Genomic DNA, 23,162 nt, shown 5'->3' on the forward strand with positions numbered 1-23,162 from the left:
CCGATGACAAGGTTCATTCCTTTACACACATTAAACATACAATACACTATAGCGCTAAAGCTTTTATTGTCAAATAAAAAGGCAGATTTCTCTGCCTTAATACACAATATACATAGTTCAAGGTACTATATATAAGACAAAGAGTCCTTTAATTGCATCTACTGCCAACTTCTTTCTGAGTAAACCATAGACAGCGAAGGAGCTGGCCAGCGCCAAAGCTATCCAGGGGACAGCACCATAGCCAATGATTTGCCACAGCACACCAAGCGATGCCAGTATCACCGCCAACCACTGCAGCTTACGTAACCGCTCGCCTAAAAAAAGCATACCGAGCAGTACATTTAGCAAGGGATTGATATAGTAGCCGAGACTGGCGTCTAACATATGGTTGTTATTGACGGCCCAGATAAAAAGCCCCCAGTTGCCGCCAAGCAGTACGGATGACAGTAGTAACCAGGCAACCAGCTTGGGCTTGGCAAACACCGCCAGTGTATCCCTCCCCTGCTTTAGCAATAGCAGGATCAACAGCAATAGCAGAAAAGCCCAGACAATACGGTGGATCAGAATTTCCGGTGCCGGAATAAAATCAATCTGTTTAAAATACAGCGGAGCTATGCCCCACAGGGTGTAAGCGCTGGCGGCAAAGGCGCCACCTAATCGCTGTTCTCGTGTTAACGCCATAAGCACTCCGGTTGTGGTTAAAGCTGAGGTTTAACCAGCGGCGGCATTATAGCGAAGATAGCGCTCGGCGTGTGAACCTTTACCGCATGGTAAAAGCAAAGAAAAAGCCGGAGCGAGCTCCGGCTTTGCTAAAGATTAATGGCTCTTCGCCTTATTGTACGAAGTCATCCAGTAAAATAAGACCCACATCAGCATTTAACCCGGCACCATCACGGGCTACTGCAGTGTAAATCTTATTCGCTTGCAAGGTCAGAGGAACAGGACCAATGGCCGCAGTCTTGGTGCCAGCTGGAGTAACCGTCACGACGTAGTTGCCAGCAGCTAATCTGACGTAACCGGTTTCTGCTTTAAAGGGTACATTTCTGAATGCTGGCGTTGCGGTACTGATATCATTAGTTGGGGTAACATAGATATCTACCGGACCAGCCAGTGTTGAACCATGAACAATACGTACCCGAGCTTCAGTAGCAACGCGCCGTGGATTGTCAGTTAACACCAACGGCTCGATAGTATTGTTACCTAAAGACCCAACCGCCAGCACGCTGTAAAACTTACCTGGTTCCAGCGTCAGGTTATTGTTAATCACCACCACACTGTTATCCGCAGCAGCAGCGACCTTCACATTGTACGTATCCGGCGCGACACCAACATAGGGAGTAAAATTGGGGAAGGCTAAACCCTCAACCAGTTTAATCGCATCATTCACAATCACATCGACCGCTGGTGCATCTGACACATTATGTACCACCCGCACTGATGATGTGGTATTGACATCTTTAATATCCAGCTCATCACCATTTGGCGTTACTGCCAGTAACGACACAGGTGAGGCACCCGAGAAACGATTGTTAATCGCTGCGACCACCAGATCGGTTCCGCCAGCCAGCGCCAGGGTGCCAGAGTCAAACACTACGGTGCTTTGACCTGGCAAGGTAATGCGGACGCGGTAATCGCCGGCAGGTACATCCAATGCCTGGGTAAAACCTTTATAATCCAGCGTGGCTAATGCAGATCCCAGTGGGTCATTCGGCGCCGTGACATGAATATCGACTGTGGGTGCAGCAGAAGCAGCGTGTACTACCTGTAACCTTACATTACCGGAAGCAAGTGCTTTTACATCAGAGGTTACAACCAATGGCTCCAAGGTAGCACCGGCAACCGAACCTACGGCAAAAACTTTGTAGTTTTTCGCCTCCGCCAATGCCAAATTAACCGGACCAATCACTGTCGGTGTGGCAGTACCAGGTAGAATCGCTTGTACGGCAACGTTGTAGGTATTTGGACCGAGAGCAAAATTCTCAGAGCTTTGGCCATAAGCCAAACCAGTAATAGCCGGAAAACCACCGATTAACACATTAACGTCTGGCGCATCCGAAGAAGCATGAACAACGCGCAAAGTCGCATCAACCACAGATGATGGCGGTGGTGGCGGCGGAGCCGGTGGTATGACAATAGGATCACTGCTATTACAGGCACTGAGCGTCGCCAGCATAGTGGTGGCGACGGCAAGTGAGACTATCTTTTTCATTGTGCTTTCCCTTCAGTTAATAGTTGCGAGGAAAACTTACGCCGGCCAAAAAATGCAGGATCAACTTTAGCAGGCGCAAAAAACTGAATGGTTTATTGAAAAAAATAATCTGATCTAAAAAAGTTACAATAACGTAGATGGCCGCCCAACAAGGTGCGCAGGCAGCTTTAAATGGCTTTGTAACAGGGGTTGACGCCAGCTGCTGAGAAACTCTGGCAGAGGTAGCAAGGTGCGCTCGGCATCACTAACCCGCCAACACCAATTGAAATATTCATGTAACTGACGCCGTGTTGCTAGAAAAGACGCCGGAATATCGGCGGCTGCGGCAGCATCCTTTACTGCCTGACCAATTTCCGCCAGCACCACTTTTTCACCGGCGAAACTCTGCAGATGATAAAAGCGTTGCGGACACTGTTCAGCGGGCAATTGCTTGGCGGTTTGAATCAGCTCGATCAGAATTTTCGCATGGCGGCGCAGATCCTTAGCCAACATTCCCGGAATATTCAACAGACTTTCAACCGAGCCAGGTTTGCGCTTAGCTAATTCAAATAGTTGCGCATCCTTTACCACCAGCCCAAGTGCCAAATCTTTTGCGCTGGCATATTGATAACGCCAACTAACCAGCTCGCGTAAAATCGCCAGATCGCGGCTGTTAAGCTGACTGCTGTTCTTAATTTCCAAGTATTTGAACTCCGCCGGCAGTTGCTGCTGACGCCGGGCCAGTAACTGCTGCCCCTCAGCCAGTAACAGCGACAATTTTGACCCTGTATCAAGCTCCTGCAGCAACTTTTGGTAGACTGGCAGTAGAAACTTAACGTCATTGGCGGCGTAGTCGAGCTGTTTTTGCGCCAGCGGTCTGGCCAGCCAGTCGGTGCGGGATTCGCTTTTATCCAGGATGGCGCCGGTGAGCTGCTCAACCAAGCGTGCATAGCCCATGCTACCGCCCCAGCCAAGAATTTCTACCGCCAATTGGGTATCAAATAACGGCTGAATATTGTTGATGCCGATCGTTGCCAAAGCTTCCAAATCTTCAGTACAGGAGTGCAGAATTTTGGTGATGTCGGGCGCGGCTAACAACTGCTGTAACGGCTGCCAATCGGTAATACACAGTGGGTCGACCAACGCAAGCTGCTGCCCGTCATAAAGCTGGATTAGTCCTAGCTTCGGATAGAGCGTGCTTTGTCGGATAAACTCGGTGTCCAGTGCCAGCAAAGGTTGTTGTAGGGCCCGCTGACAAAACTCTGCCAGTGCCTGATTGGTGCTAAGTAACGACATCTTGTGCTCTCTAGAACAAAAAAGCCGGCAACTGCCGGCTTTTTTTATTATCCGCGAAGTTCGCGGCGTAGGATCTTACCTACGTTGGTTTTTGGCAGTTCAGTACGGAATTCTACCAGCTTTGGTACCTTATAGCCGGTTAAATGTTGCTTACAGTGCGCAATCACTTCCTGCTCGGTTAACGACGGGTCTTTTTTCACCACAAAGACTTTCACTGTCTCACCAGTCGCATCATTAGGTACACCTACAGCCGCGACTTCCAGCACCTTTTCGCTCATTGCGACGACTTCTTCAATTTCATTCGGGAACACGTTAAAGCCTGATACCAGAATCATATCTTTCTTGCGATCCACGATATAAAAGAAGCCATCGGCGTCCATAGTGGCGATATCACCGGTATATAACCAGCCGTCTTTAATCGTTTTTGCTGTTTCTTCCGGCCGATTCAGATAGCCCAACATCACCTGTGGCCCTTGTACAATCATCTCACCGGCTTCACCCTGAGGTACATCGTTGCCGTTCTCATCTACCAAGCGGATATCGGTCGAGGGTGCCGGCAAGCCGATGCTGCCATTAAAGTCGTCCAGATCAAAGGGGCTTAAGGTTACCAGAGGACAACACTCTGTCAGGCCATAACCTTCCAGCAATCGGGTTTTGGTGACTTTTTTCCAACGCTCTGCTACCGGTCTTTGTACTGCCATACCACCGCCTAACGATAGCTTAAGCCGGCTAAAATCCAGCTCAGCAAAGCCAGGAGTATTTAGCAGACCATTAAACAGGGTGTTTACCCCGGTAATGGCAGTAAAAGGAAACTTTGCCAGCTCTTTGACAAAGTTGGGCATATCTCGCGGGTTAGTGATCAGCAGGTTAGTGCCACCGTGCTTGAAGAAAACAAAGAAGTTAGCCGTCAGCGCAAAGATATGATACAGCGGTAAGGCGGTAACCACATTTTCTTTGCCTTCATCGAGAAATTTATCGAGAAAACCACTGGCCTGCTCCAGATTCGCCACCATATTGCGATGGGTTAACATAGCGCCTTTAGAAACACCGGTAGTGCCGCCGGTATATTGCAAAAAGGCAATATCAGCGCCAGTCATTACCGGTTTTTGCCAACTTAACGCTGCACCGCGTTGCAGTACCTGTTTAAAGGGGACAAATTTTTGCAGTTGATAGGCCGGGATCAGTTTTTTCAGGTGTTTTACCACCAGATTGACCAGGGTGCCTTTAACAGCGCCCAGCATATCGCCCATCTTTGTTAGGATAACGTGCTCAACCTGGATGTTCTTTTCCACTGCCATCAGGGTATGAGCAAAGTTTTCAACGATAACGATGGCGCGGGCTTTGGAATCAGTTAACTGATGCTGTAGCTCGCGTGGTGTGTAAAGCGGATTGACGTTCACCACGCTGCAACCGGCACGCAGCACACCCATTAATGCCACCGGGTATTGCAACAGGTTGGGCATCATAATGGCCACTGCATCGCCTTTCTTCAACCCGAGTTCGTGTTGCAGATAGGCCGCAAACGCCTGGCTTTGCCGATCCAGTTCACGATAGGTGATGCTCTTGCCCATATTGACAAAGGCAACTTTGTCAGCGAATTTGGCAATGCTCTGCTCAAAAATATCTAGCAAGGATGAATAATGATCGGCATTAATTTCCGCCGGTACACCTGAGGGGTAACGCTTTAACCAGACTCTATCCACCGTCTACTCCTTAATGATTGTTATACCGTGCCTGCCTGGAGCCTGACTGAACTGGACATCCGGCGACTTTCTTGTTGTACAGCTTTGGAGCTTTTACTCTAGCTTAATCATCCCATAAAAGCCGGCAACACACAATCCGCGGCCTGCTTCTGGCTATTCCGGCTTAATAAATTTCAGCGTCATACGATCACTTTCACCAATACTCAAATAGTAATCGCGTCGCTCTAGTCCAAGGGCCAGGGTTGGCGGCAGAGTATAAACCCCTTTCGGATGGTCTTTGGTATCACGCGGATTGGCATTAATCTCGCTGCTAGCCACCAATTGAAATCCAACCCGCTCAGCCACAGCTATTAAATAGGCTTCGTCGGTATAACCCTCGCTGGCGACACTGGTTAGCTCAGTAACTTTAGCCGCTCGGTGCTCCACCATTCCCAAAATACCACCTGGTTTTAACACCCGGTACAATTGCTCCAGGGTCGCCAATAAGTGCCCTTGCTGGTTCCAGATATGCACATTACGAAAACTTAATACCATATCAAATTGCGCATCCGCTGGTTTGGGCAGCAGCTGCGGCGGATCCAACACAATACGGCGCACAGGCCCGAAATGTTCGCTTTGTTCGTCGATCCGTTGTTCCAGTCTGCTGCTGAGTCTGGCCCAGAACTGCATCTTGGCATCTGCTCTGTTACCCAGATCTTGGCGAAAGGTTGCAATCGTAAGTTGCCCCTGCTCTTTCACAAAGGGCGCCAGGATCTCGGTATACCAACCGCGCACAGGCCACAGCTCTAGTACCGACATTTGTGGCTCAATACCAAAAAACAGTAACGTCTCTACCGGATTACGATACTGATTGCGATGCAGATTGGCCGCACCACGTGCCGGATCTTCTGCCAGTTCAGTTAAACGGGCTCGCCATGGCTCAGCCTGAACCACTGTTGTGGCGGCCAACAGACAGCAAGCGGTGAGGATGCTTGTTATTATTTTTTTCATCACTACAACCTTTATAAGATGTCAGTGAGTCTGCACTGCAGACCAGCTGAATTTAAGATAGCGTTGCTTTTGCCTAAAAGTCCAGCAAAACACGGTTTTTTGCCACTTGACCGCAAGGCGCTTGGTTCATTAGCTTGGATCTCTTACACTGTTGCAGGTTCCCTCTCCGTTTGCAAAAAAGGTTATCTAATGCGTTTTCGTTTGCTGTTATCTGTAAGTTGTTTCCTGGCCTTACCCGCTGTCGCTGCCCCGAAAAATATAATTTATATGATTGGTGACGGTATGGGCCCGGCTTATTTAACCGCCTATCGTTATTACCTGAATCAGGGCGAGCGGCCGGTGCAGCAGACGATCTTTGATCAATTACTGGTTGGTGCCTCCAGTACCTATCCTGACGATGACACCCTGGTTACCGACTCTGCCGCAGGTGCCACCGCGCTGGCTACCGGTGTAAAAAGCTTTAACGGCGCTATTTCGGTAAACCGCCAGCATATTCCGATTGGCACCATGATGCAGCTGGCCAAGCGCTTAGGCAAAGCCAATGGAATCGTTGCCAGTTCGCAGGTAAACCATGCAACACCAGCGGCCTTTGTCGCCCATAACGTACATCGTCGTAATTACGAAGCGATTGCTGATATGTATCTGGATTACCGGATTAATGGCCAGCCAGTGGCAGATGTAATTCTAGGTGGCGGTACCTCGTACTTTATTCGTGATGACCGCAATCTGGTCGCTGAATTTAAACAGCAGGGCTATCAGTACGCCGGTAGCTGGCAGGATCTGAACCAGCTGACCGCTAAGCCAGCTCTGGCGCTACTCGATAAAGTCGGCTTACCTGCGGCGTTAAACAGCGAGCACCCCGCACAGCTGGCGACCTTAACTGAAAAAGCCTTACAGCTATTAAGCCCGGCCGAGAAAGGCTTTGTATTAATGGTTGAAGGCAGCCAAATCGATTGGTGTGGTCATGATAATGATATTGCTTGTGCCATGGCCGAAATGCATGATTTTGCCAAGGCAGTAGCCGTGGCAAAAGCCTATGTTGATGCCAACCCTGATACCTTGCTGGTGATTACTGCCGACCATGAAACCGGCGGTATGTCCTTAGGTTCGGATGGCAAATATCTGTGGTTACCCGAGGTGGTACGTGGTGTTAAAGCCACTGGCAGGCGAATTGCTGACGAAATGAATGCTGCAGACAGCGAACAGGCAGCGCTGGCACGTTGGCAAGCCTTGACCGGTATTAATATTACCGATGCAGAACAACAGCAGTTGCTGGCCGCCCGCGGTAAAGAGCAAAAAGACTTACGTGACGTCGCTGTCAGACTGGTAGCCAAGTATTCCTATACCGGCTGGACCACCGGCGGTCACACCGGCGCCGATGTGCCGGTAATGGCCTATGGTAAATACAGCGGTGCTTTCCGCGGCTTTATGGATAATACCGATATCGCCAAACAGCTGATTCGCTATATCAGTACCAATCAAACCCCTAAAACCAGCGAGTAAGCTTTACTCGCCGGCGATCAGCTGCGCCCGTAATTCGGGCGCGCTGGTATTTTGGTGGAGCCAGATATTAAAAAATGCCGGCCCAAATTCTGGATCTGCCAATACGCCGGTACTCGCTCCATTCATATAGAACTCAACGCCGTTATCTGCCAGCAATACCGCTGCCAAACGGTCACCTTTATTGACATCCCGCCATAAGCTTTTTAACTGCTCGGCCCACTGTTGCTGTTGCTCAGCACTACTTTGGCCTAGCTTTTTCCACTCATCAACGGTGGCTTTAATAAACTGATCGCGGCTGATTTTGCGCTTATAGGTGAGCTCCAGTAACAAGGGACTACTTTGCTGATAATCGACAAAACGGCCATCGGCAGTCGCCAGCCGCGCGTCGTATAGCTGCCAGAATAAGTAGCGATAGCTACCCTCGCCCACTGTAGTGAGATCCGGTAAGGCTGCAGCCGGCATTGCCAGTCCCAGCAATAATGCAAGTGCTGATACTCTAAACATAAAACCTCCTGCTTTGACCATAAAGGACGGCCAGGCCGCCCCAAATCAGTGCTAATACCCCATAAGAAACGTAGCCCGCCGGGAAGCTGAGCACACCGCCGCTTAAGGCTGCCCCGCCGATATAAGATAAAGGCCCGCCCGTAGCGCCTAAAACAAAAGCTAACCAGGGTTTTTGTAGAAAATCGGCTAACAGTTCCACCACTGCCAGTGCAAAAACCCCCCATAGCAACCAGAACCACAGTGGCAAGCTGTCGCGCAGGGAAAAACTTAAAATATCCAGCTGGATCAATGCTGAGTCAATCGCGATACCCAGAAGCGCAATAATCAAAACAGCCAGCCGTCGCCGCGTGCCAACAAGACGCCACGAACCATAAAGCAGGTACGCTAGCACTGGCCAGAATGCCAGCTGCTGGAAATACACCAGCAAAAACCAGCACAACTCAAAGCCGATAATGGCCCGCCAGTTAAGCTTAGACACGGCGGCACTCATTGTTGTTTCATCCGGTTCGCCAATTTAATCCGCAGGCCATAAGGCAAAGCACTTAACAGCTTGAGCATCAGGCTTAAACGTCTCGGGAAACGTAGCCGCGGTTTGCCCGCTGCTATACCAGAGTAGATGCGCTCTGCAGCCTGCGCAACTGGCATTAAAAACGGCATCGCAAAGTCATTTTTTTGGGTAAGTGGCGTATCGATAAAGCCCGGTTCAATCAGGCAAACCTTAATTCCGGTATCATGCAAATCTACCCTTAAGCTGTCAGCGAAATAGCTAATAGCGGCTTTGCTGGCGCCATAAGCTTCAGCCCGTGTAAAGGGGAAGAAATGCGCCATCGAACTGACGATGGCTAGGGTACTGCCGGCGCTAAGCCGAGGTAGCGCGCCTTTTACCGCCCGCACCACAGCCAGCACATTGAGCTCAAAAGTCCGCTCAAAAGCGCTGATATCAAGGTTAGTCGCCTCTACATATTCGCAGTTACCGGCGTTAAGCAGCACCACATCGAAACGCAGCTCAGCCGGCAGCTTCGCAAACCAGCTGGTTAGGGCTGCGCTATCGGTGAGATCCAAACTTACCGGCACAATCTGCTGCGGCACCTCGGCTGAAAGTTCTGCTAACTTATCTGCCGAGCGCGCCACCGCATATACCGTCCAGCCGTTACGGGCGTAATGCAGTGCAGTTTCGCGGCCAATGCCAGAGCTGGCGCCGGTAATTAAAATCGTTGAGGTCATAAATACTCCATTGCTGTCGGAGCTTATACGTAAAGTATAGCGAACAGTTCAGTGGGGCTTTAACGCAAAACAATTGAAAATAGCCAGGCTGCTTGTCATTTACACACTTCAAGGCTATATTCATTATTGTCATTTATGAATATTAGAGGCCTTGTATGGCAACGACAAGTCTGAGTTTGGGCGAGCATTGGGAAACCTTTATCAGGAAGGAAATTGCAACCGGTCGCTACGGTTCGGCCAGTGAAGTGGTGCGTGATGCATTGAGAACGCTTGAAGAACGTAAGGCGAAACTTGAAGCCTTGCGTATACATTTAGCTCAGGGTGCCTTGCAAGCCAGAGAGGGACTGTTTGTTGAGGACTTTAGCGTCGACCAGCTAATTTCGGATTAGTGGCCGTTTTATTGATGTAATCGGCGTACCACATCAAGAAATGGATATTGATGGCTTTTTCAAAAATTAGCCAGAAGACAAAAGTTAGGCGTAGAGGTCAACACCCAGCATCGCCTGTACTTCACTGCGACGCTGTTCATTTTGCAGGCTTTGATAAGCGGCTATCGCCCGTTCATTACGGGGTTCGCTGCTATCGCGAAAGTTTTGCCGATTGCGCTCAGCCTCACGTTCATTATCCAAACGCTCAATCACTGCCCGCTCCACGCGGATCCCTGCCGCTTGCTGCGTGCTTTGCGCCTCTGCAGCTTGGCGCTCAGGCGTAGTTTGCCGCACCGGTTGCGGACGATTCGTCGCCGGGTTTAGCAAACTGCTGGCATTGATATTATTGCTGGCGTTAATGCTCATATAAGCCGCTAACTAGAAGAATTGCGCTAATTATAGACAAGGAACCGCGAAAGTTACCACTAATATTTATCCACAGCACTATTGTTGCTCACGTGGCACCGGTAGGACCTCGGAGGTCCGTCCGGTACCGGAGTGCTGTGGATAAGAGTGCTGTGGATAAGTTAGCGGCCGGGGAGTTTTTGCCAGGTGACTTCATCACGTACGTAGACCGGCTCGGCCTGCTCGGCGCTGACAAATAACTGTTGCTGCCAGGCTCGGCTGGCAAAAGGCAACATAAACTGCGCTGACGGGTACAGAATCGAATCAGCAATCAGCGCTGGCGCCAGCTGCTGTAGTGCCTGCGGATAAGTTTGCCAACCGGTGCCAACACCCAACACCTGTGAAGTAAAAGACAGTGAGGTCAAAACCTCAGGTAAAGCGGCCGGCTTAGCCGCAATTTCCGGCGTTATCGCTTGCATTAAACCCGCTTCATCTAACGCATAAGCTGCGATATAAACTTCGGCCATTCTGGCATCAATAGCGGCAATCACCTCTGTGGCGTTTTGCTGCACTGCTGCCGCCTGTGCCATCGCCGCCAGGGTTGACACCCCGAATACCGGCAAATCTGCGCCAAAAGCCAGGCCCTGGGCGACGGACACGCCAATCCTGACGCCAGTAAAACTGCCGGGGCCACGACCAAAGATAATACCGTCTAACTGATAAAGGCTGACGCCAGCATCACTTAACAGCTGCTGTAGCATAGGTAAAATGCGTTTGCTGTGTTGCTGCGGGCAAACTTCATCCAGCGCTAAGATCTGGCCATCCAGAGCTAAAGCGACCGAGCAGGCTTCGGTAGAGGTATCCAGGGCTAAAAACTTCATCATTTATCCTGTTGCATAGCATGTAAAAACTGACAGGCCTCAGCCAGATCGCGACTACGGCGCATCGGTGGCAGGCTCTTTAAAAACGTAGCGCCATAGGGCTTAGTCACCAGCCGGTTATCACAGATCACCAGCACACCGCGGTCGCTGACATCGCGAATTAGCCGCCCTACGCCCTGCTTTAACGTAATCACCGCCTGGGGTAACTGTACCTCGGCGAACGGATCTTTGCCGCGCATTGTACAGTCTTCACTGCGTGCCTGCAGCAAGGGATCGTCCGGCGAAGCGAAGGGCAGCTTGTCGATAATGACGCAGCTTAAGGTATCGCCCCGTACATCCACCCCTTCCCAGAAACTGCCGGTGCCCAATAACACCGCATTTTCCAGCTGCACAAACTGCTCTAATAGCAAACGTTTACCGGTACTGCCCTGAACCAGCACCGGCTGGCGGATCTGCTCCGGCAAGGCGCCAGCCATCCATTGCAGCATACGATGGCTGGTAAACAGAAAGAAACAGCGGCCGTTATTCGCCTGGATCAGCTGAATCGCTAAACTGAGCAAAGCATGCGCCATCGCCGGCTCATGTGGCTCGGGTAAAAACCTTGGCACACAGAGCAGTGCCTGCTGCGCATAGTCAAAAGGGCTTTCCAGCAACAGTGTACGAGCACCGTCTAGGCCCATTTGCTGTTGATAATGGGCAAAGCCCTCATCTACTGACAACGTGGCCGAGGTAAAGATCCAACTGCGTTCAGCGGCAAATACCAGTTTTTGAAATTTATCGGCAATACTCAGCGGCGTTAAATGCAGCGTCACATGCAAGCGGCTGGTTTCAAACCACAGACTGACGCCGCTTTGTTCGGTTTGCAGCAACTTCGGTAACTGGCTTTTTAGCTGTGCCAGTCGCTCATAGCAGTTATCCAGCGCCTGACTGCGCCCGAGACTGCTTTTTACAATCTGATACAGCATCTCCAGCGCATCATTAATGCGGATCACTGCCGTTTGCATGCTAGTTTGCTGATAGGCCTGCCGCCAGTTGCCGCGCGCCGGATCGGCGGCAAACTGCAACCGCCAGTCGCGGGTCAGGCTGGAGAGTTTATCGGCGGCTTTACTCAGCTGGATCAGATCTTTCAGTTCAGTTTTGCCGATTTGCTCTAAGTCTTTACACAGATCCAGCAACACCCGGCTGGAGAAATGCTCACCAAAATAATCGCTGGCGATATCCGGGATCTGATGCGCTTCGTCGAAGATCACCACTTCCATGTCAGGTAACAGTTCACCAAAGCCGGTATCTTTTAGCGCCAGATCGGCAAAAAATAAATGATGATTGACTACTACCAGATCAGCTGCCTGTGCCTCTTTACGCGCCTTTAGCAGATGGCAGTCTTCATACACCGGGCAGTCTTTTCCCAGGCAGTTATCGGTGGTACTGGTGACATAAGGCAGCGCCCGCGAGTCTTCGGCGATATAACTGAGCTCACCGATATCACCGCTTTGCGTTTCCGCGGCCCATTTTTTGATCAGGCTTAGGTCATTAATCAGCTCAGGATCAGCACTAGGGATATGTTGATAATGCTGCTCTAAGCGAAACAGACATAAATAATTTGACCGCCCTTTTAACAGCGCAGTCTTTACCGGCAGGGCCAGCGCCTGTAATACCGTTGGCAGATCACGAAAGTACAGCTGCTCCTGCAGGTTTTTGGTGCCGGTTGATAAAATCACCTTTTTACCGGACAGCAGTGCCGGCACCAGATAGGCGTAAGTTTTACCGGTACCGGTACCCGCTTCCACCACCAAAACACCATTGGCCGAGATACTTTCTGCTACGGCCTGTGCCATCTCCAGCTGCGCCGCACGCGGCTTAAAGCCCGGGATCTGTTTTGCCAGGGTGCCCTGTTCGGCAAAGGCATGTTTGACCTTAGCCGACATCAGTACCTCGGGTAACGGCATCACAAAAACGCAGCACAGCAGCTCCAGAATAGTAATAAGGCTTCAACCAGACGAAGAAAGAAGCAAAATACAAAGCAATTGCCGGCTATTATGCCTTGTCAGCGCCGAAAATCAGATAAAAATATCTACATGGCCATCTTTATCGACGTGCTGCTCTTCCTCTGGCGTGGTGTAGGGTGCTGGCGGAAAGTCATCTGACTGCGCTTTTTTGGCAAAGCGGCGCAGAATTAAAAACTTTTGCTCATTGCGTTTTAGCGGCTCCAGCCGGGCTTCTTTAAACACAGGCAGCACCTGCCGTGGATCCTGTTCGACAGGGGTTCCCGGGGTGCGTTGAATAAAGGGCATAAAAACGTCCATCATTCCTCCTGCCTGTGTTAAAAACGTGGCCGCCGTAAAGCGTTAAGTTGCAATACCATACTGTTATCGACTGCATTAGCCTAAACTTTAATCAGCAATATTGCCTATACAACCTGACCACAAAACAGGCAATTAGTTGCCAGTCTTGAACTTTAAACACTGATAAACTTTAATGCGAAACAAGCCGAAAAAATACAAAGCACTGATTAATAAACAAATTAAAAAACATTGCCGTATTTGCCACTGAAAATAATAGTTGCAACCAAGGCTTGCCAGGAGTAACTTGTATAGCATCTAACGTACAGGATTAACCCATGACACTGTTCACTGTATCACTGCACCATCATCATAGCACCTAGCCTTCCGGCTTAGGCGGAGGGCTATTGCTAAGGCCTCCGGTGGATACTGTCATATCAAACCCCGCAGGCCAGTGCCACGGGGTTTTTTGTTTTCAGGTTTTTTATTTTTCGACTATCAGGAGTGACGTATGAGTCCGGCCATTGAAAGTAAACGTTTACGTATCGCGATGCAAAAATCCGGGCGGCTGTCCGTGGACTCGCAAGCACTGCTTAGTAGCTGTGGCTTAAAAATTAACCTACGTGAACAGCGCCTAATTGCCCATGTCGAAAATATGCCGATTGATATTCTGCGGGTACGGGATGACGATATTCCGGGTTTAGTGATGGATGGCGTCTGTGATCTGGGCATTATCGGCGAAAACGTGCTGGAAGAAGTATCACTACAGCGCCAGTTAGATCAGGAAAACTTCGACTATGAGGTGCTGGCGCGACTGGATTTCGGCGGCTGCCGCTTATCAATTGCGGTACCGCAAGAGGAAAACTACCAGGGTGTACAAAGCCTCGATGGCAAAACGATTGCCACTACTTACCCGCGCTTACTGGCACGCTTTTTAAAACAACAAGGCGTCAATGCCCGCATCGTGATGCTCACCGGCTCAGTAGAAGTGGCACCGCGTGCTGGCCTGGCCGATGCGATCTGTGACCTGGTCTCTACCGGCGCCACGCTGGAAGCCAATGGTTTAAAAGAGGCCGAAGTGATTTACCGCAGCAAAGCGGTATTGATTCAGCGCAAAGGTCTGACAGATGCCGGTCAGCTAAAACTGATTAGAAAACTGATGCCACGCATTCAGGGCGTGATGCAGGCAAATGAAAGCAAGTACATTATGCTGCACGCACCACGCTCCCGCTTAGATGAAGTGATTGCACTGTTACCTGGCGCCGAAAACCCAACACTGTTACCGCTGGCGGGGAATAACGATGTGGTCGCCATTCACGTGGTCAGTAGCGAAACCCTGTTCTGGGAAACCATGGAGCAGTTAAAAGCGCTTGGCGCCAGCTCTATTCTGGTGCTGCCGATTGAGAAGATGATGGAGTAACATCATGCAGCGTATCGATTGGGCCACGTTAGACTCTTCTGCACAGCAACAGGCATTAGCCCGCCCGGCGCTGCCGGATGCCGCAACCCTGGCACCCCAGGTGCGCGAGATTATTGCTAAGGTAAAAAGCGAAGGTGATGCCGCCTTAAGGGCTTTCAGTGCCAGCTTTGACAAACTGGATAATAACCCGCTTAAGCTCAGTCTCGATGAACAACAACGGCTGTTAAGTCTGCTAAGTCAGGAGCGCAAAGCCGCGATTGAACTGGCCTACGACAATATCCGCAAGTTTCACGCCGCCCAGCTGCCGCGCGATATCGAAGTTGAAACCAGCGCTGGCGTGATTTGTGAGCTAAAGAATCAGCCGATCCAAAGTGTTGGCCTCTATATTCCTGGCGGCAGCGCGCCGCTACCTTCCACGGTACTGATGCTTGGTGTACCGGCACAATTAGCGGCTTGCCCGCGTGCGGTGCTGGTCACTCCGCCGGGCAAACCGGCCGCGACGGATATCGCACCAGAAATTATCTATGCCGCTAACCTCTGTGGTATTACCGAGATCTATACTATTGGCGGCGCCCAGGCGATCGCCGCGCTGGCCTATGGCACTGAGACCATTGCCAAGGTCGATAAAATCTATGGCCCCGGTAATCGTTATGTCACCGAAGCCAAGCAGCAGGTAAGTCAGGATCCGCGTGGTGCAATGATTGATATGCCTGCCGGCCCGTCTGAAGTGCTGGTGCTGGCCGATGCGCTGGCCAATCCGGCCTTTATTGCCGCCGACTTGTTATCGCAGGCCGAACATGGCCCGGATTCACAGGTCATTTTAGTTAGCGAAAGCCAGAGCCTGATCGATCAGGTTGAGTTGCAGCTCTCAGCACAGCTGGCGGCCTTACCACGTAAAGAGATTGCCGCCAAGGCACTGGCGCACAGCCGCGCTATTTTAACGCCGGATCAGGCCACGGCAGTGGCCGTGACCAATGCCTATGCGCCGGAGCACTTAATTGTGCAAACCGCCAATGCCGAAGCCTTAACCGCGCAATTTACCAGCGCCGCCAGCATCTTTGTTGGTCAGTGGACGCCGGAGTCGGCCGGTGACTATGCCAGCGGCACCAACCATGTGCTGCCAACCTATGGCTATAGCCGTACCGTGTCGAGTTTGTCGCTAAGTGATTTTTTCCGCCGCTACACAGTGCAGCGCTTGTCGGCAACCGGCATGCGCAATATTGGCCCGGCGATTGTTACGCTGGCCGAGGCAGAGAGCTTAGAAGCGCACGCCAATGCCGTGCGGCTGCGCTTAGCAGCCCTAGAAAGCGCAGTACAAGAACAGAATTAAGGCAGAGCAGCATGATGAGCACAGCAAATACTATCAATAGCACTAACAATAGCAAAAACAGCAAAAATAACAGCGTCAGCGATCTGGCCCGGAAACTGGTACAGGACTTAGTGCCTTATGCCTCAGCCCGCAGCAGCATGAGTGGCGGTGCGGTTTGGCTTAATGCCAATGAAAATGCGCTGGCTCCGGCCTATCAGCTGGATGGCACTTTTAACCGTTATCCGTCCTGTCAGCCCAAAGCCGTCATTGATGCCTATGCCGCCTATGCCGGTGTCGCGCCAGAGCAGGTACTGGTCAGCCGGGGTGCCGATGAAGGTATTGAGCTGCTGATCCGCAGCTTTTGTGAACCCAAACAAGATAGCATTACCATTTGTCCACCCACTTATGGCATGTATGCCATCAGCGCCGAGAGTAACCAGACCGCCGTCAACAAGGTATTACTGGTTAATAACGAGCAGCTGGATCTGGCCGGTATCTTTGCCACCACGCCTAAGCTGGTATTTATCTGTAGCCCGAATAACCCGACCGGCGACCTGATCCCGCGCGAGCAAATTATCGCTGTGCTGGAACAGTTTCAGGGGAAGGCGCTGGTTGTCGTCGATGAAGCCTATATTGAATTTGCGCCCAGTGCGTCTGTGGTGCCACTCTTAAGCCGTTACCCGCATTTGGTGATACTGCGTACCCTGTCCAAAGCCTTTGGCCTGGCCGGGTTACGCTGTGGCTTTACCCTGGCCGCCCCTGAGGTAATTAACGCCCTGAAAAAGCTGATCGCGCCTTATCCTATCGCCGAGCCGGTTGCGCAAATCGCCGCTCAGGCTTTAGCACCGGCAGGTATTGCACAAATGCAGCAAAGCGTGGCGACCATTACTCAGCTGCGCCAGGAGTTTTGCCAGTTTGCCCAAGGCTTAGAGGGGGTACAAAAAGTCTGGCCCAGCAATGCCAACTATGTGCTGTTGCAGGTAGCCGATGCCGCGGCCTGCGTCGCCGCGTTAATTAACGAGGATATCCTGATCCGCAATCAATCCTCACAGCTGGGTTTAAGCCAGGTGGTGCGGGTATCTATTGGCAACCCGGATGAAATGCAGCGCCTTAAGCAGGCAATGCTTAACTATTTTTCAGTGAATAAGAGAGTAAGCGCATGAGTGGCCAACCTATTTTATTTATCGACCGCGATGGCACCATGGTGGAAGAGCCGCCAATTGATAAGCAACTGGATAGTCTGGAAAAACTGGCTTATGAGCCAGGTCTGGTGCCGGCCTTGTTAAAATTACAGGCGGCCGGTTATCGGCTGGTGATGGTGACCAATCAGGATGGTCTGGGTACCAGCAGCTTTCCGCGCGACACCTTCGATGCGCCGCACAATAAGATGATGCAGCTGTTAACCTCGCAAGGGATCCAGTTTGACGATGTGCTGATTTGCCCGCACTTTGACAGCGATAACTGCAGTTGCCGCAAGCCGAAACTTGGCCTGGTAAAAGACTACTTGCAGCAAGGCAAAATCGACTTTACCAATTCCTTCGTTATTGGCGATCGGCTGACCGATGTGCAGCTGGCCGAAAATATGGGGCTACCGTCTTTTCAATATAACCGCGAGTCTTTGGGCTGGGCCGACATTACCAAACAGATTTTAGGCCGTGGCCGCAAAGCTGAGGTAAGCCGGGTAACGCGCGAAACCGATATCAACGTTAAGGTTGATTTGGATAACAGCGGCAACAACAGCTTTAACACCGGCGTGGGCTTTTTTGACCATATGCTGGAGCAAATTGCCACTCATGGCGGCTTTTCGTTGCAGGTTGCGGTAAAAGGCGATTTGCATATTGATGATCACCACAGCGTGGAAGATACCGCCCTGGCGCTGGGTCAGGCATTAAAGCAAGCGCTGGGCAATAAGCGTGGCATTAACCGTTTTGGCTTTGTGCTGCCAATGGACGAGTGCCGGGCCGAATGCGTAATGGATTTATCGGGCCGGCCGCTGTTTGTCTTTAACGCCGAACTGGGCGAAGGCAGTGTTGGTGGTTTGAACCTTGAGATGGTACCGCACTTTTTCCGCTCACTGAGCGATGCGATGGCGATGTCGCTGCACCTGAGCATAACCCCGGGCAATAAACATCATATGGTGGAAGGGTTATTTAAAGCCTTTGGCCGCGCCCTGCGTCAGGCCATTACCGTTAGCGGTGAAGCACTGCCAAGCTCAAAAGGAGTGCTGTAATGGCCAAGCTGGTTATTGTCGACACCGGCTGTGCCAATATCAGCTCGGTGTATTTTGCGGTAAAACGGTTAGGCGTAGAGCCGGTGATCAGCGCTGACGCTGCAATCATCAAACAAGCTAAACGGGTAATTTTACCCGGCGTCGGCACCGCTAAAGCGGCGATGCATAATCTAGCTGAGCGTGATTTAATCAGCACCTTACAAGGCCTACAACAGCCGGTTCTGGGTATTTGTCTGGGCATGCAAATGCTGACCGCCCATAGTATGGAAGGCGATGTGGCTTGTTTGGGGTTAATTCCGGGCGAAGTGGCACCGCTCAACGCCGCCGGTTTACGCTTACCGCATATGGGCTGGAATACCTTGCATAGCATTAGCCAGCATCCGCTGTTAAAGGGCTTTACTGCGCAAGATTATCTGTATTTTGTGCACAGCTTCGCGGTGGTTCCCAGCCAATACAGCTTAGCACAGTGCCACTATGGCTCTGACTTTGCTGCGGTAATTGGTAAAGATAATGTCGCCGGCGCCCAGTTTCACCCGGAGCGTTCAGGCAAAGTCGGGGCGCGTTTATTACAAAACTTTTTGGAGTGGCAGCTGTGATTATTCCGGCAATAGATCTTATTGATGGCAAGGTCGTCCGCCTGTATCAGGGCGCTTATGATAAAACCACTGAGTACGAATTTAGCCCCATTAGCCTGCGCGACAGCTACGCCGCAGCCGGCTCGCCGCTGTTACATATAGTGGATCTATCCGGTGCCAAAGATGCCAGCAAACGTCAGCTTGGCTTGTTAACTGAATTGATGAGCGACTCGCCGCTGCAAATTCAGGTCGGCGGCGGTGTGCGTACTGAGCAGGACGTAAAAGACTTACTGGCTGCCGGTGCCAGCCGCGTCGTGATTGGTAGCTTAGCCATTCGTGAACCGGCACTGGTGCAAAGCTGGATCAAAACCTACGGCGGTGAACGGATCGTGCTGGCGCTGGATGTCGCCATTAATGCCAAAGGCGAAAAAACCCTGCCCAGCCATGGCTGGATTGAAGAGTCCGGTGTCACCCTGGAACAGGTATTAGATGGCTATATCGCGGCCGGCGCTAAACATGTGCTGTGCACCGATATTAGCAAAGACGGTACCTTAAGTGGCTCTAATGTCGCCTTGTATCGTGAGCTGTGCAGCAAGTACCCGCAACTGGCCTGGCAGGCATCAGGCGGTATTGGCGCGCTTAGTGATATCCAGGCGCTGATTGGCTCCGGTGTGGCCGGCGTGATTTTAGGCCGCTCGCTGTTGGAAGGTAAATTTACGCTTGAGGAGGCGATCGCATGCTGGCAAAACGGTTAATTCCCTGTTTAGATGTGCGCGATGGCAAGGTGGTCAAAGGCGTACAATTTCGTAACCATGAAATTATCGGCGATATCGTGCCGCTGGCGCAGCGCTATGCCGAAGCCGGTGCCGATGAGCTGGTGTTTTATGATATTACCGCCTCCAGTGATGGCCGGGTGGTCGATAAAAGCTGGGTCCGGCGCATAGCCGAGGTCATTGATATCCCGTTTTGCGTCGCAGGCGGTATTAAGTCGGTTGCCGATGCCGGCAAAATTCTGGAAATGGGCGCCGATAAGGTGTCGATTAATAGCCCGGCCCTGGCCAACCCACAGCTGATTGCCGAGCTGAATGCGACCTTTGGCCAGCAATGCGTGGTGGTCGGTATCGACAGCTTTTTTGATGTCGCCTCCGGCCAGTATCAGGTGTATCAGTTTACTGGTGATGAGAGCCGCACCCAAAAAACTCAGTGGCTGACCCGTGATTGGGTCGCCGAGGTACAGCGTTTAGGTGCCGGTGAAATTGTGCTGAACTGTATGAACCAGGACGGCGTGCGCCAAGGTTATGATTTAGCACAGCTAAAAAGTATCCGCGATATCTGCCGGGTACCGCTGATTGCCAGTGGTGGCGCCGGTACTATGCAGCATTTTACCGAGGTGTTTAGCACCGCAGATGTCGATGGCGCCCTGGCGGCCAGTGTGTTTCATAAAGGCATTATTCAGATCAGCGAGCTAAAAGCGAAGTTAATTGCGGATGGGATTAGTATTCGGCCTTAGTAGTAAAGTCATGTGCTTCGAACACGCAAACACTGCGTACATTTTTTCTGTGACACGCCATGAACCATCCATGGGGCTCGATTCCGGCCATCCATGGCCTCCAACGGTCACAGAAAAAAGTACATCCGCGTTTGCTTTTTAAGGTGTAAACACAGATGTCGCAAGCAAAGTACTGACACTGCTAAGCAAAGCGTGTCCGGCATGGATGCCGGACAGGAGCCTACAAGGATGTATTCACGGCGTCTTTGCGTGTAGTGTCAGTGCGAAGCCAACACCCAACAAGCTTCTCGAGACGGAAAAATGAATCAACAACAAATCAGCCAGCTTAACTGGCCCGATAGCCAACTGTTACCGGCGATAGTGCAACATGCCATCTCCGGCAAGGTGCTAATGCAAGGCTATATGAATCCGGATGCGCTGCAGCATACGCTGCAAAGCGGCAATGTCACCTTCTTTAGCCGCAGCAAGCAGCGACTGTGGACCAAGGGCGAGAGCTCGGGTCACACCCTGCAGCTGGTCAGCATCGACAGCGATTGTGACAGTGACAGCCTGTTAGTACTGGCGCTGCCGCAAGGGCCAACCTGCCACGTTGGCACCGAAACCTGCTGGCATGATACTGATGCCAATAGCCCACAGCTGGCGTTTTTATATGACTTAGAACAAGTGATTAAAAGCCGTGAGGGTGCTGATCCGAAAAGCAGCTATACCGCCAGTTTATTTGCCAAAGGCGTGAAACGCATCGCGCAAAAAGTCGGTGAAGAAGGCGTCGAATCGGCACTTGCAGCGATGGCTGGTGATCGCGAAGAGCTGAAAAACGAAGCCGCTGATCTGCTGTTCCACCTGCTGGTACTGCTACGCAGCCAACAGCTGGAGCTGGCCGATGTGATTGCGATTTTAAAACAACGGCATCGCTAAGATGTCGGCCAACAGCAATCCCAGGCAGCGTAGAAAAATCAGCTGTTTTTCCGGCAAACTAACCAGTTTGTGCTATACCTTATACACTGTAGTCCATTGTCGGCAGTTACATGCTGCCGACAAGGTGCAACAGCATAGCTTAGGCAACAGGTAACTCCTGAAATGGCAAATGCTGACCATAGCAGCGGTTCTGATAGCCCCATTACCGATCCGCTGATTATAAAATGGAATCTCTCCTTACCTGGTCAACCAGAAGTATCCGGCTTATCGTTAGAAAAAACGCTGGATTTACATCGTTTACATACCGTGTTCCAGAATTTCCAGCAGGCGCTGGGCGTGACCATAGCGCTGATTGATTTACAGGGTAAGGTACTGGCCTCGTCAAACTGGCAGCAAGCCTGCCTGCATTTTCACCGGCAACAACCTGAGACCCTAAAAGGCTGTTTACAAAGCGATACCCAGCTGGCGACGCAACTACTAACCGAACAAAAACAAGCAATCTACCGCTGTCATAACGGCCTGACCGATTGTGCCGCACCGGTGCGGGTAAATGGCCGCTATCTGGCGAATATTTTTATTGGTCAGTTTTTTCAGGAAGCACCCGATCTAACCTATTTCCGACAACAGGCTAAAGCAAACCAGTTTGATGAAGACAGCTATCTGGCTGCGATTACGCAGCTGCCGATAATTCCGGCCGACAAGATCCCACCGATGCTGGCTTTGATCAGTTCAATGGCCGAGCAAATTTCCGAGCTCAGTTATAACCAGTTTCTCAGCCAGCAACTGCTGGATCAGGTTGAACAACAGGTTAAACGCCGTACCCTTGAGCTGCAAATGCAGAATCAAATCCTGAGCATGATTAGTCAGGGCGATCCGCTACAGCAGGTACTGCAAGAGTTAGTGCTACAAATTGAGCAGCAGTATCCACAGCTGTTGTGCTCTATCCTGCTGCTTGATCAACAAACCGGAGTGTTACGGCACGGCGCTGCACCTTCGTTACCTGAGGCCTACAATCAGGCGGTAGACGGGTTAAAGCCCGGCCCCTTTGCCGGCTCATGCGGCGCCGCGGCTTATAATGGCGAAATGCTGATCGCGGAGGATCTGCTAACTCATCCTAACTGGCAACAGTACCAACAGCTGGTCGCGCTGGCTGATGTGCGCTCCTGCTGGTCAATTCCAATAAAAACTGCCCATGGCCGGGTACTGGGTACCTTCGGTATTTATCAACGCCAGGTCGCCAGACCCGATGCGGAATTCACCCAAAAGATGCAAGCCTTTAGCAATCTGGCAGAGCTGGCGATCAGCCGCTCTTTGCTGGCAGAAAAGATCCGCCGTATGGCGTTTTATGATGAGTTGACGGGGCTGGCGAATCGCCGGCTATTGGATGAACGGATGCAGCAGGCGTTAGCGTTAAGTAAACGCAGCAACCGTTATGGCGCCCTGATGTTTCTGGATCTGAATAATTTTAAACCGGTGAACGATCTCTACGGCCATAAAACCGGTGATCTGCTGTTGCGGGCATTTGGCATAAGGTTACAAAGCCTGGTTAGGCAAACCGATACCGTGGCCCGCCTGGGTGGCGATGAATTTATTGTTTTATTGCCGGAATTACTCGCTGAATTTGCAGAAGCAAGAGAACAGGCACAGCAACTGGCAGAAAAAATTACTGAGCAACTGGCATTACCCTTCACCCTGACCGACCAAAGTAATACTTGTTACCAATGTACCTGCAGTATCGGCATGGTGTTGTTTCACGGTGAGCAGGATTTCGCTGACGAAATCCTGCGCCGGGCCGACAACGCCATGTACCAGGCTAAGCAGCAAAGCGGGCAGCAGCTTTGCTGGTATAGTGGCTAGAGCAC

At 51.3% G+C, this 23,162-nt stretch carries 23 protein-coding genes; 11 read left to right on the top strand and 12 right to left on the bottom strand.

Features of this window, described 5'->3' with window-relative positions:
- Positions 1 to 117: 117 nt before the first annotated feature.
- The 5 genes from rarD to A9165_RS13260 form a co-directional block, all read right to left on the bottom strand.
- Entirely contained in the window at positions 118 to 681 is a 564-nt protein-coding gene (gene rarD, locus A9165_RS13240) for an EamA family transporter RarD (RefSeq protein ID WP_255365724.1), read from the bottom strand.
- A gap of 151 nt (positions 682 to 832) precedes the next feature.
- Positions 833 to 2,209: a DUF4397 domain-containing protein gene (locus A9165_RS13245; protein WP_065956241.1), complete on the bottom strand. Its 1,377-nt coding sequence runs from the start codon at positions 2,207 to 2,209 to the stop codon at positions 833 to 835.
- Between the two features lie 123 nt (positions 2,210 to 2,332).
- Positions 2,333 to 3,484 carry a ribonuclease D gene (rnd, locus tag A9165_RS13250; protein WP_065956242.1) on the bottom strand — a complete coding sequence of 384 codons (1,152 nt, stop codon included), beginning with the start codon at positions 3,482 to 3,484 and terminating at the stop codon, positions 2,333 to 2,335.
- A 47-nt stretch (positions 3,485 to 3,531) separates the two neighbouring features.
- On the bottom strand, positions 3,532 to 5,187 hold the full coding sequence (gene fadD, locus A9165_RS13255; protein WP_065956243.1) for a long-chain-fatty-acid--CoA ligase FadD: 1,656 nt from the start codon (positions 5,185 to 5,187) through the stop codon (positions 3,532 to 3,534).
- A gap of 153 nt (positions 5,188 to 5,340) precedes the next feature.
- The gene (locus A9165_RS13260; RefSeq protein ID WP_065956244.1) at positions 5,341 to 6,177 is read right to left on the bottom strand and encodes a class I SAM-dependent methyltransferase; all 837 of its coding nucleotides are present in this window, start codon (positions 6,175 to 6,177) and stop codon (positions 5,341 to 5,343) included.
- Between the two features lie 189 nt (positions 6,178 to 6,366).
- Between A9165_RS13260 and A9165_RS13265 the strand changes: the two genes are divergently transcribed.
- Complete coding sequence (locus tag A9165_RS13265; protein WP_065956245.1) at positions 6,367 to 7,680, top strand: alkaline phosphatase; 1,314 nt, start codon at positions 6,367 to 6,369, stop codon at positions 7,678 to 7,680.
- A 3-nt stretch (positions 7,681 to 7,683) separates the two neighbouring features.
- Here the strand turns inward: A9165_RS13265 and A9165_RS13270 are convergent, their stop codons facing one another.
- The 3 genes from A9165_RS13270 to A9165_RS13280 are packed head-to-tail and all read right to left on the bottom strand — an operon-like array spanning position 7,684 to position 9,408.
- On the bottom strand, positions 7,684 to 8,184 hold the full coding sequence (locus A9165_RS13270) for a chalcone isomerase family protein (protein WP_065956246.1): 501 nt from the start codon (positions 8,182 to 8,184) through the stop codon (positions 7,684 to 7,686).
- Positions 8,177 to 8,662, bottom strand: coding sequence for a DUF2878 domain-containing protein (locus tag A9165_RS13275; protein ID WP_255365725.1), 486 nt, complete (start codon positions 8,660 to 8,662; stop codon positions 8,177 to 8,179). The genes A9165_RS13270 and A9165_RS13275 overlap by 8 nt, the downstream gene beginning before the upstream one ends.
- 8 nt (positions 8,663 to 8,670) lie before the next feature.
- A complete protein-coding gene (locus A9165_RS13280; RefSeq protein ID WP_065956248.1) occupies positions 8,671 to 9,408 on the bottom strand; it encodes an SDR family NAD(P)-dependent oxidoreductase in 738 nt (245 codons plus the stop codon).
- Between the two features lie 155 nt (positions 9,409 to 9,563).
- On the opposite strand from A9165_RS13280, the gene A9165_RS13285 reads away from it, so the two are divergent.
- Positions 9,564 to 9,797, top strand: coding sequence for a type II toxin-antitoxin system ParD family antitoxin (locus tag A9165_RS13285; RefSeq protein ID WP_065956249.1), 234 nt, complete (start codon positions 9,564 to 9,566; stop codon positions 9,795 to 9,797).
- Positions 9,798 to 9,881: 84 nt separating this feature from the next.
- Here the strand turns inward: A9165_RS13285 and A9165_RS13290 are convergent, their stop codons facing one another.
- From A9165_RS13290 to A9165_RS13305, 4 genes are all read right to left on the bottom strand, one after another.
- On the bottom strand, positions 9,882 to 10,202 hold the full coding sequence (locus A9165_RS13290; protein WP_008607646.1) for a hypothetical protein: 321 nt from the start codon (positions 10,200 to 10,202) through the stop codon (positions 9,882 to 9,884).
- A 161-nt stretch (positions 10,203 to 10,363) separates the two neighbouring features.
- Entirely contained in the window at positions 10,364 to 11,062 is a 699-nt protein-coding gene (gene tsaB / locus A9165_RS13295; RefSeq protein WP_065956250.1) for a tRNA (adenosine(37)-N6)-threonylcarbamoyltransferase complex dimerization subunit type 1 TsaB, read from the bottom strand.
- Positions 11,062 to 13,008, bottom strand: coding sequence for an ATP-dependent DNA helicase (locus tag A9165_RS13300; protein ID WP_065956251.1), 1,947 nt, complete (start codon positions 13,006 to 13,008; stop codon positions 11,062 to 11,064). The genes tsaB and A9165_RS13300 overlap by 1 nt, the downstream gene beginning before the upstream one ends.
- 111 nt (positions 13,009 to 13,119) lie before the next feature.
- Positions 13,120 to 13,365: a hypothetical protein gene (locus A9165_RS13305; protein ID WP_008951523.1), complete on the bottom strand. Its 246-nt coding sequence runs from the start codon at positions 13,363 to 13,365 to the stop codon at positions 13,120 to 13,122.
- Positions 13,366 to 13,852: 487 nt separating this feature from the next.
- Between A9165_RS13305 and hisG the strand changes: the two genes are divergently transcribed.
- From hisG to A9165_RS13350, 9 genes are all read left to right on the top strand, one after another.
- The gene (hisG, locus tag A9165_RS13310) at positions 13,853 to 14,761 is read left to right on the top strand and encodes an ATP phosphoribosyltransferase (RefSeq protein WP_008607636.1); all 909 of its coding nucleotides are present in this window, start codon (positions 13,853 to 13,855) and stop codon (positions 14,759 to 14,761) included.
- A 4-nt stretch (positions 14,762 to 14,765) separates the two neighbouring features.
- Positions 14,766 to 16,091 carry a histidinol dehydrogenase gene (gene hisD / locus A9165_RS13315; protein ID WP_065956252.1) on the top strand — a complete coding sequence of 442 codons (1,326 nt, stop codon included), beginning with the start codon at positions 14,766 to 14,768 and terminating at the stop codon, positions 16,089 to 16,091.
- A gap of 14 nt (positions 16,092 to 16,105) precedes the next feature.
- Positions 16,106 to 17,233, top strand: a complete 1,128-nt coding sequence (gene hisC, locus A9165_RS13320) for a histidinol-phosphate transaminase (protein WP_065956253.1) — start codon at positions 16,106 to 16,108, stop codon at positions 17,231 to 17,233.
- A complete protein-coding gene (gene hisB, locus A9165_RS13325; protein ID WP_065956254.1) occupies positions 17,230 to 18,300 on the top strand; it encodes a bifunctional histidinol-phosphatase/imidazoleglycerol-phosphate dehydratase HisB in 1,071 nt (356 codons plus the stop codon). Before hisC ends, hisB begins: the two co-directional genes overlap by 4 nt.
- Positions 18,300 to 18,896: an imidazole glycerol phosphate synthase subunit HisH gene (hisH, locus tag A9165_RS13330; RefSeq protein WP_008951518.1), complete on the top strand. Its 597-nt coding sequence runs from the start codon at positions 18,300 to 18,302 to the stop codon at positions 18,894 to 18,896. The genes hisB and hisH overlap by 1 nt, the downstream gene beginning before the upstream one ends.
- Positions 18,893 to 19,630: a 1-(5-phosphoribosyl)-5-[(5-phosphoribosylamino)methylideneamino]imidazole-4-carboxamide isomerase gene (gene hisA, locus A9165_RS13335; RefSeq protein WP_065956262.1), complete on the top strand. Its 738-nt coding sequence runs from the start codon at positions 18,893 to 18,895 to the stop codon at positions 19,628 to 19,630. The genes hisH and hisA overlap by 4 nt, the downstream gene beginning before the upstream one ends.
- The gene (gene hisF / locus A9165_RS13340; protein WP_008951516.1) at positions 19,612 to 20,385 is read left to right on the top strand and encodes an imidazole glycerol phosphate synthase subunit HisF; all 774 of its coding nucleotides are present in this window, start codon (positions 19,612 to 19,614) and stop codon (positions 20,383 to 20,385) included. The genes hisA and hisF overlap by 19 nt, the downstream gene beginning before the upstream one ends.
- Positions 20,386 to 20,685: 300 nt before the next feature.
- Positions 20,686 to 21,300, top strand: coding sequence for a bifunctional phosphoribosyl-AMP cyclohydrolase/phosphoribosyl-ATP diphosphatase HisIE (gene hisIE, locus A9165_RS13345; protein WP_065956255.1), 615 nt, complete (start codon positions 20,686 to 20,688; stop codon positions 21,298 to 21,300).
- 162 nt (positions 21,301 to 21,462) lie between these two features.
- Positions 21,463 to 23,157: a PocR ligand-binding domain-containing protein gene (locus A9165_RS13350; protein ID WP_065956256.1), complete on the top strand. Its 1,695-nt coding sequence runs from the start codon at positions 21,463 to 21,465 to the stop codon at positions 23,155 to 23,157.
- Positions 23,158 to 23,162 lie beyond the last annotated feature (5 nt).

Source organism: Alishewanella sp. HH-ZS (assembly GCF_001704375.1).
Lineage (GTDB): Bacteria > Pseudomonadota > Gammaproteobacteria > Enterobacterales > Alteromonadaceae > Alishewanella > Alishewanella aestuarii.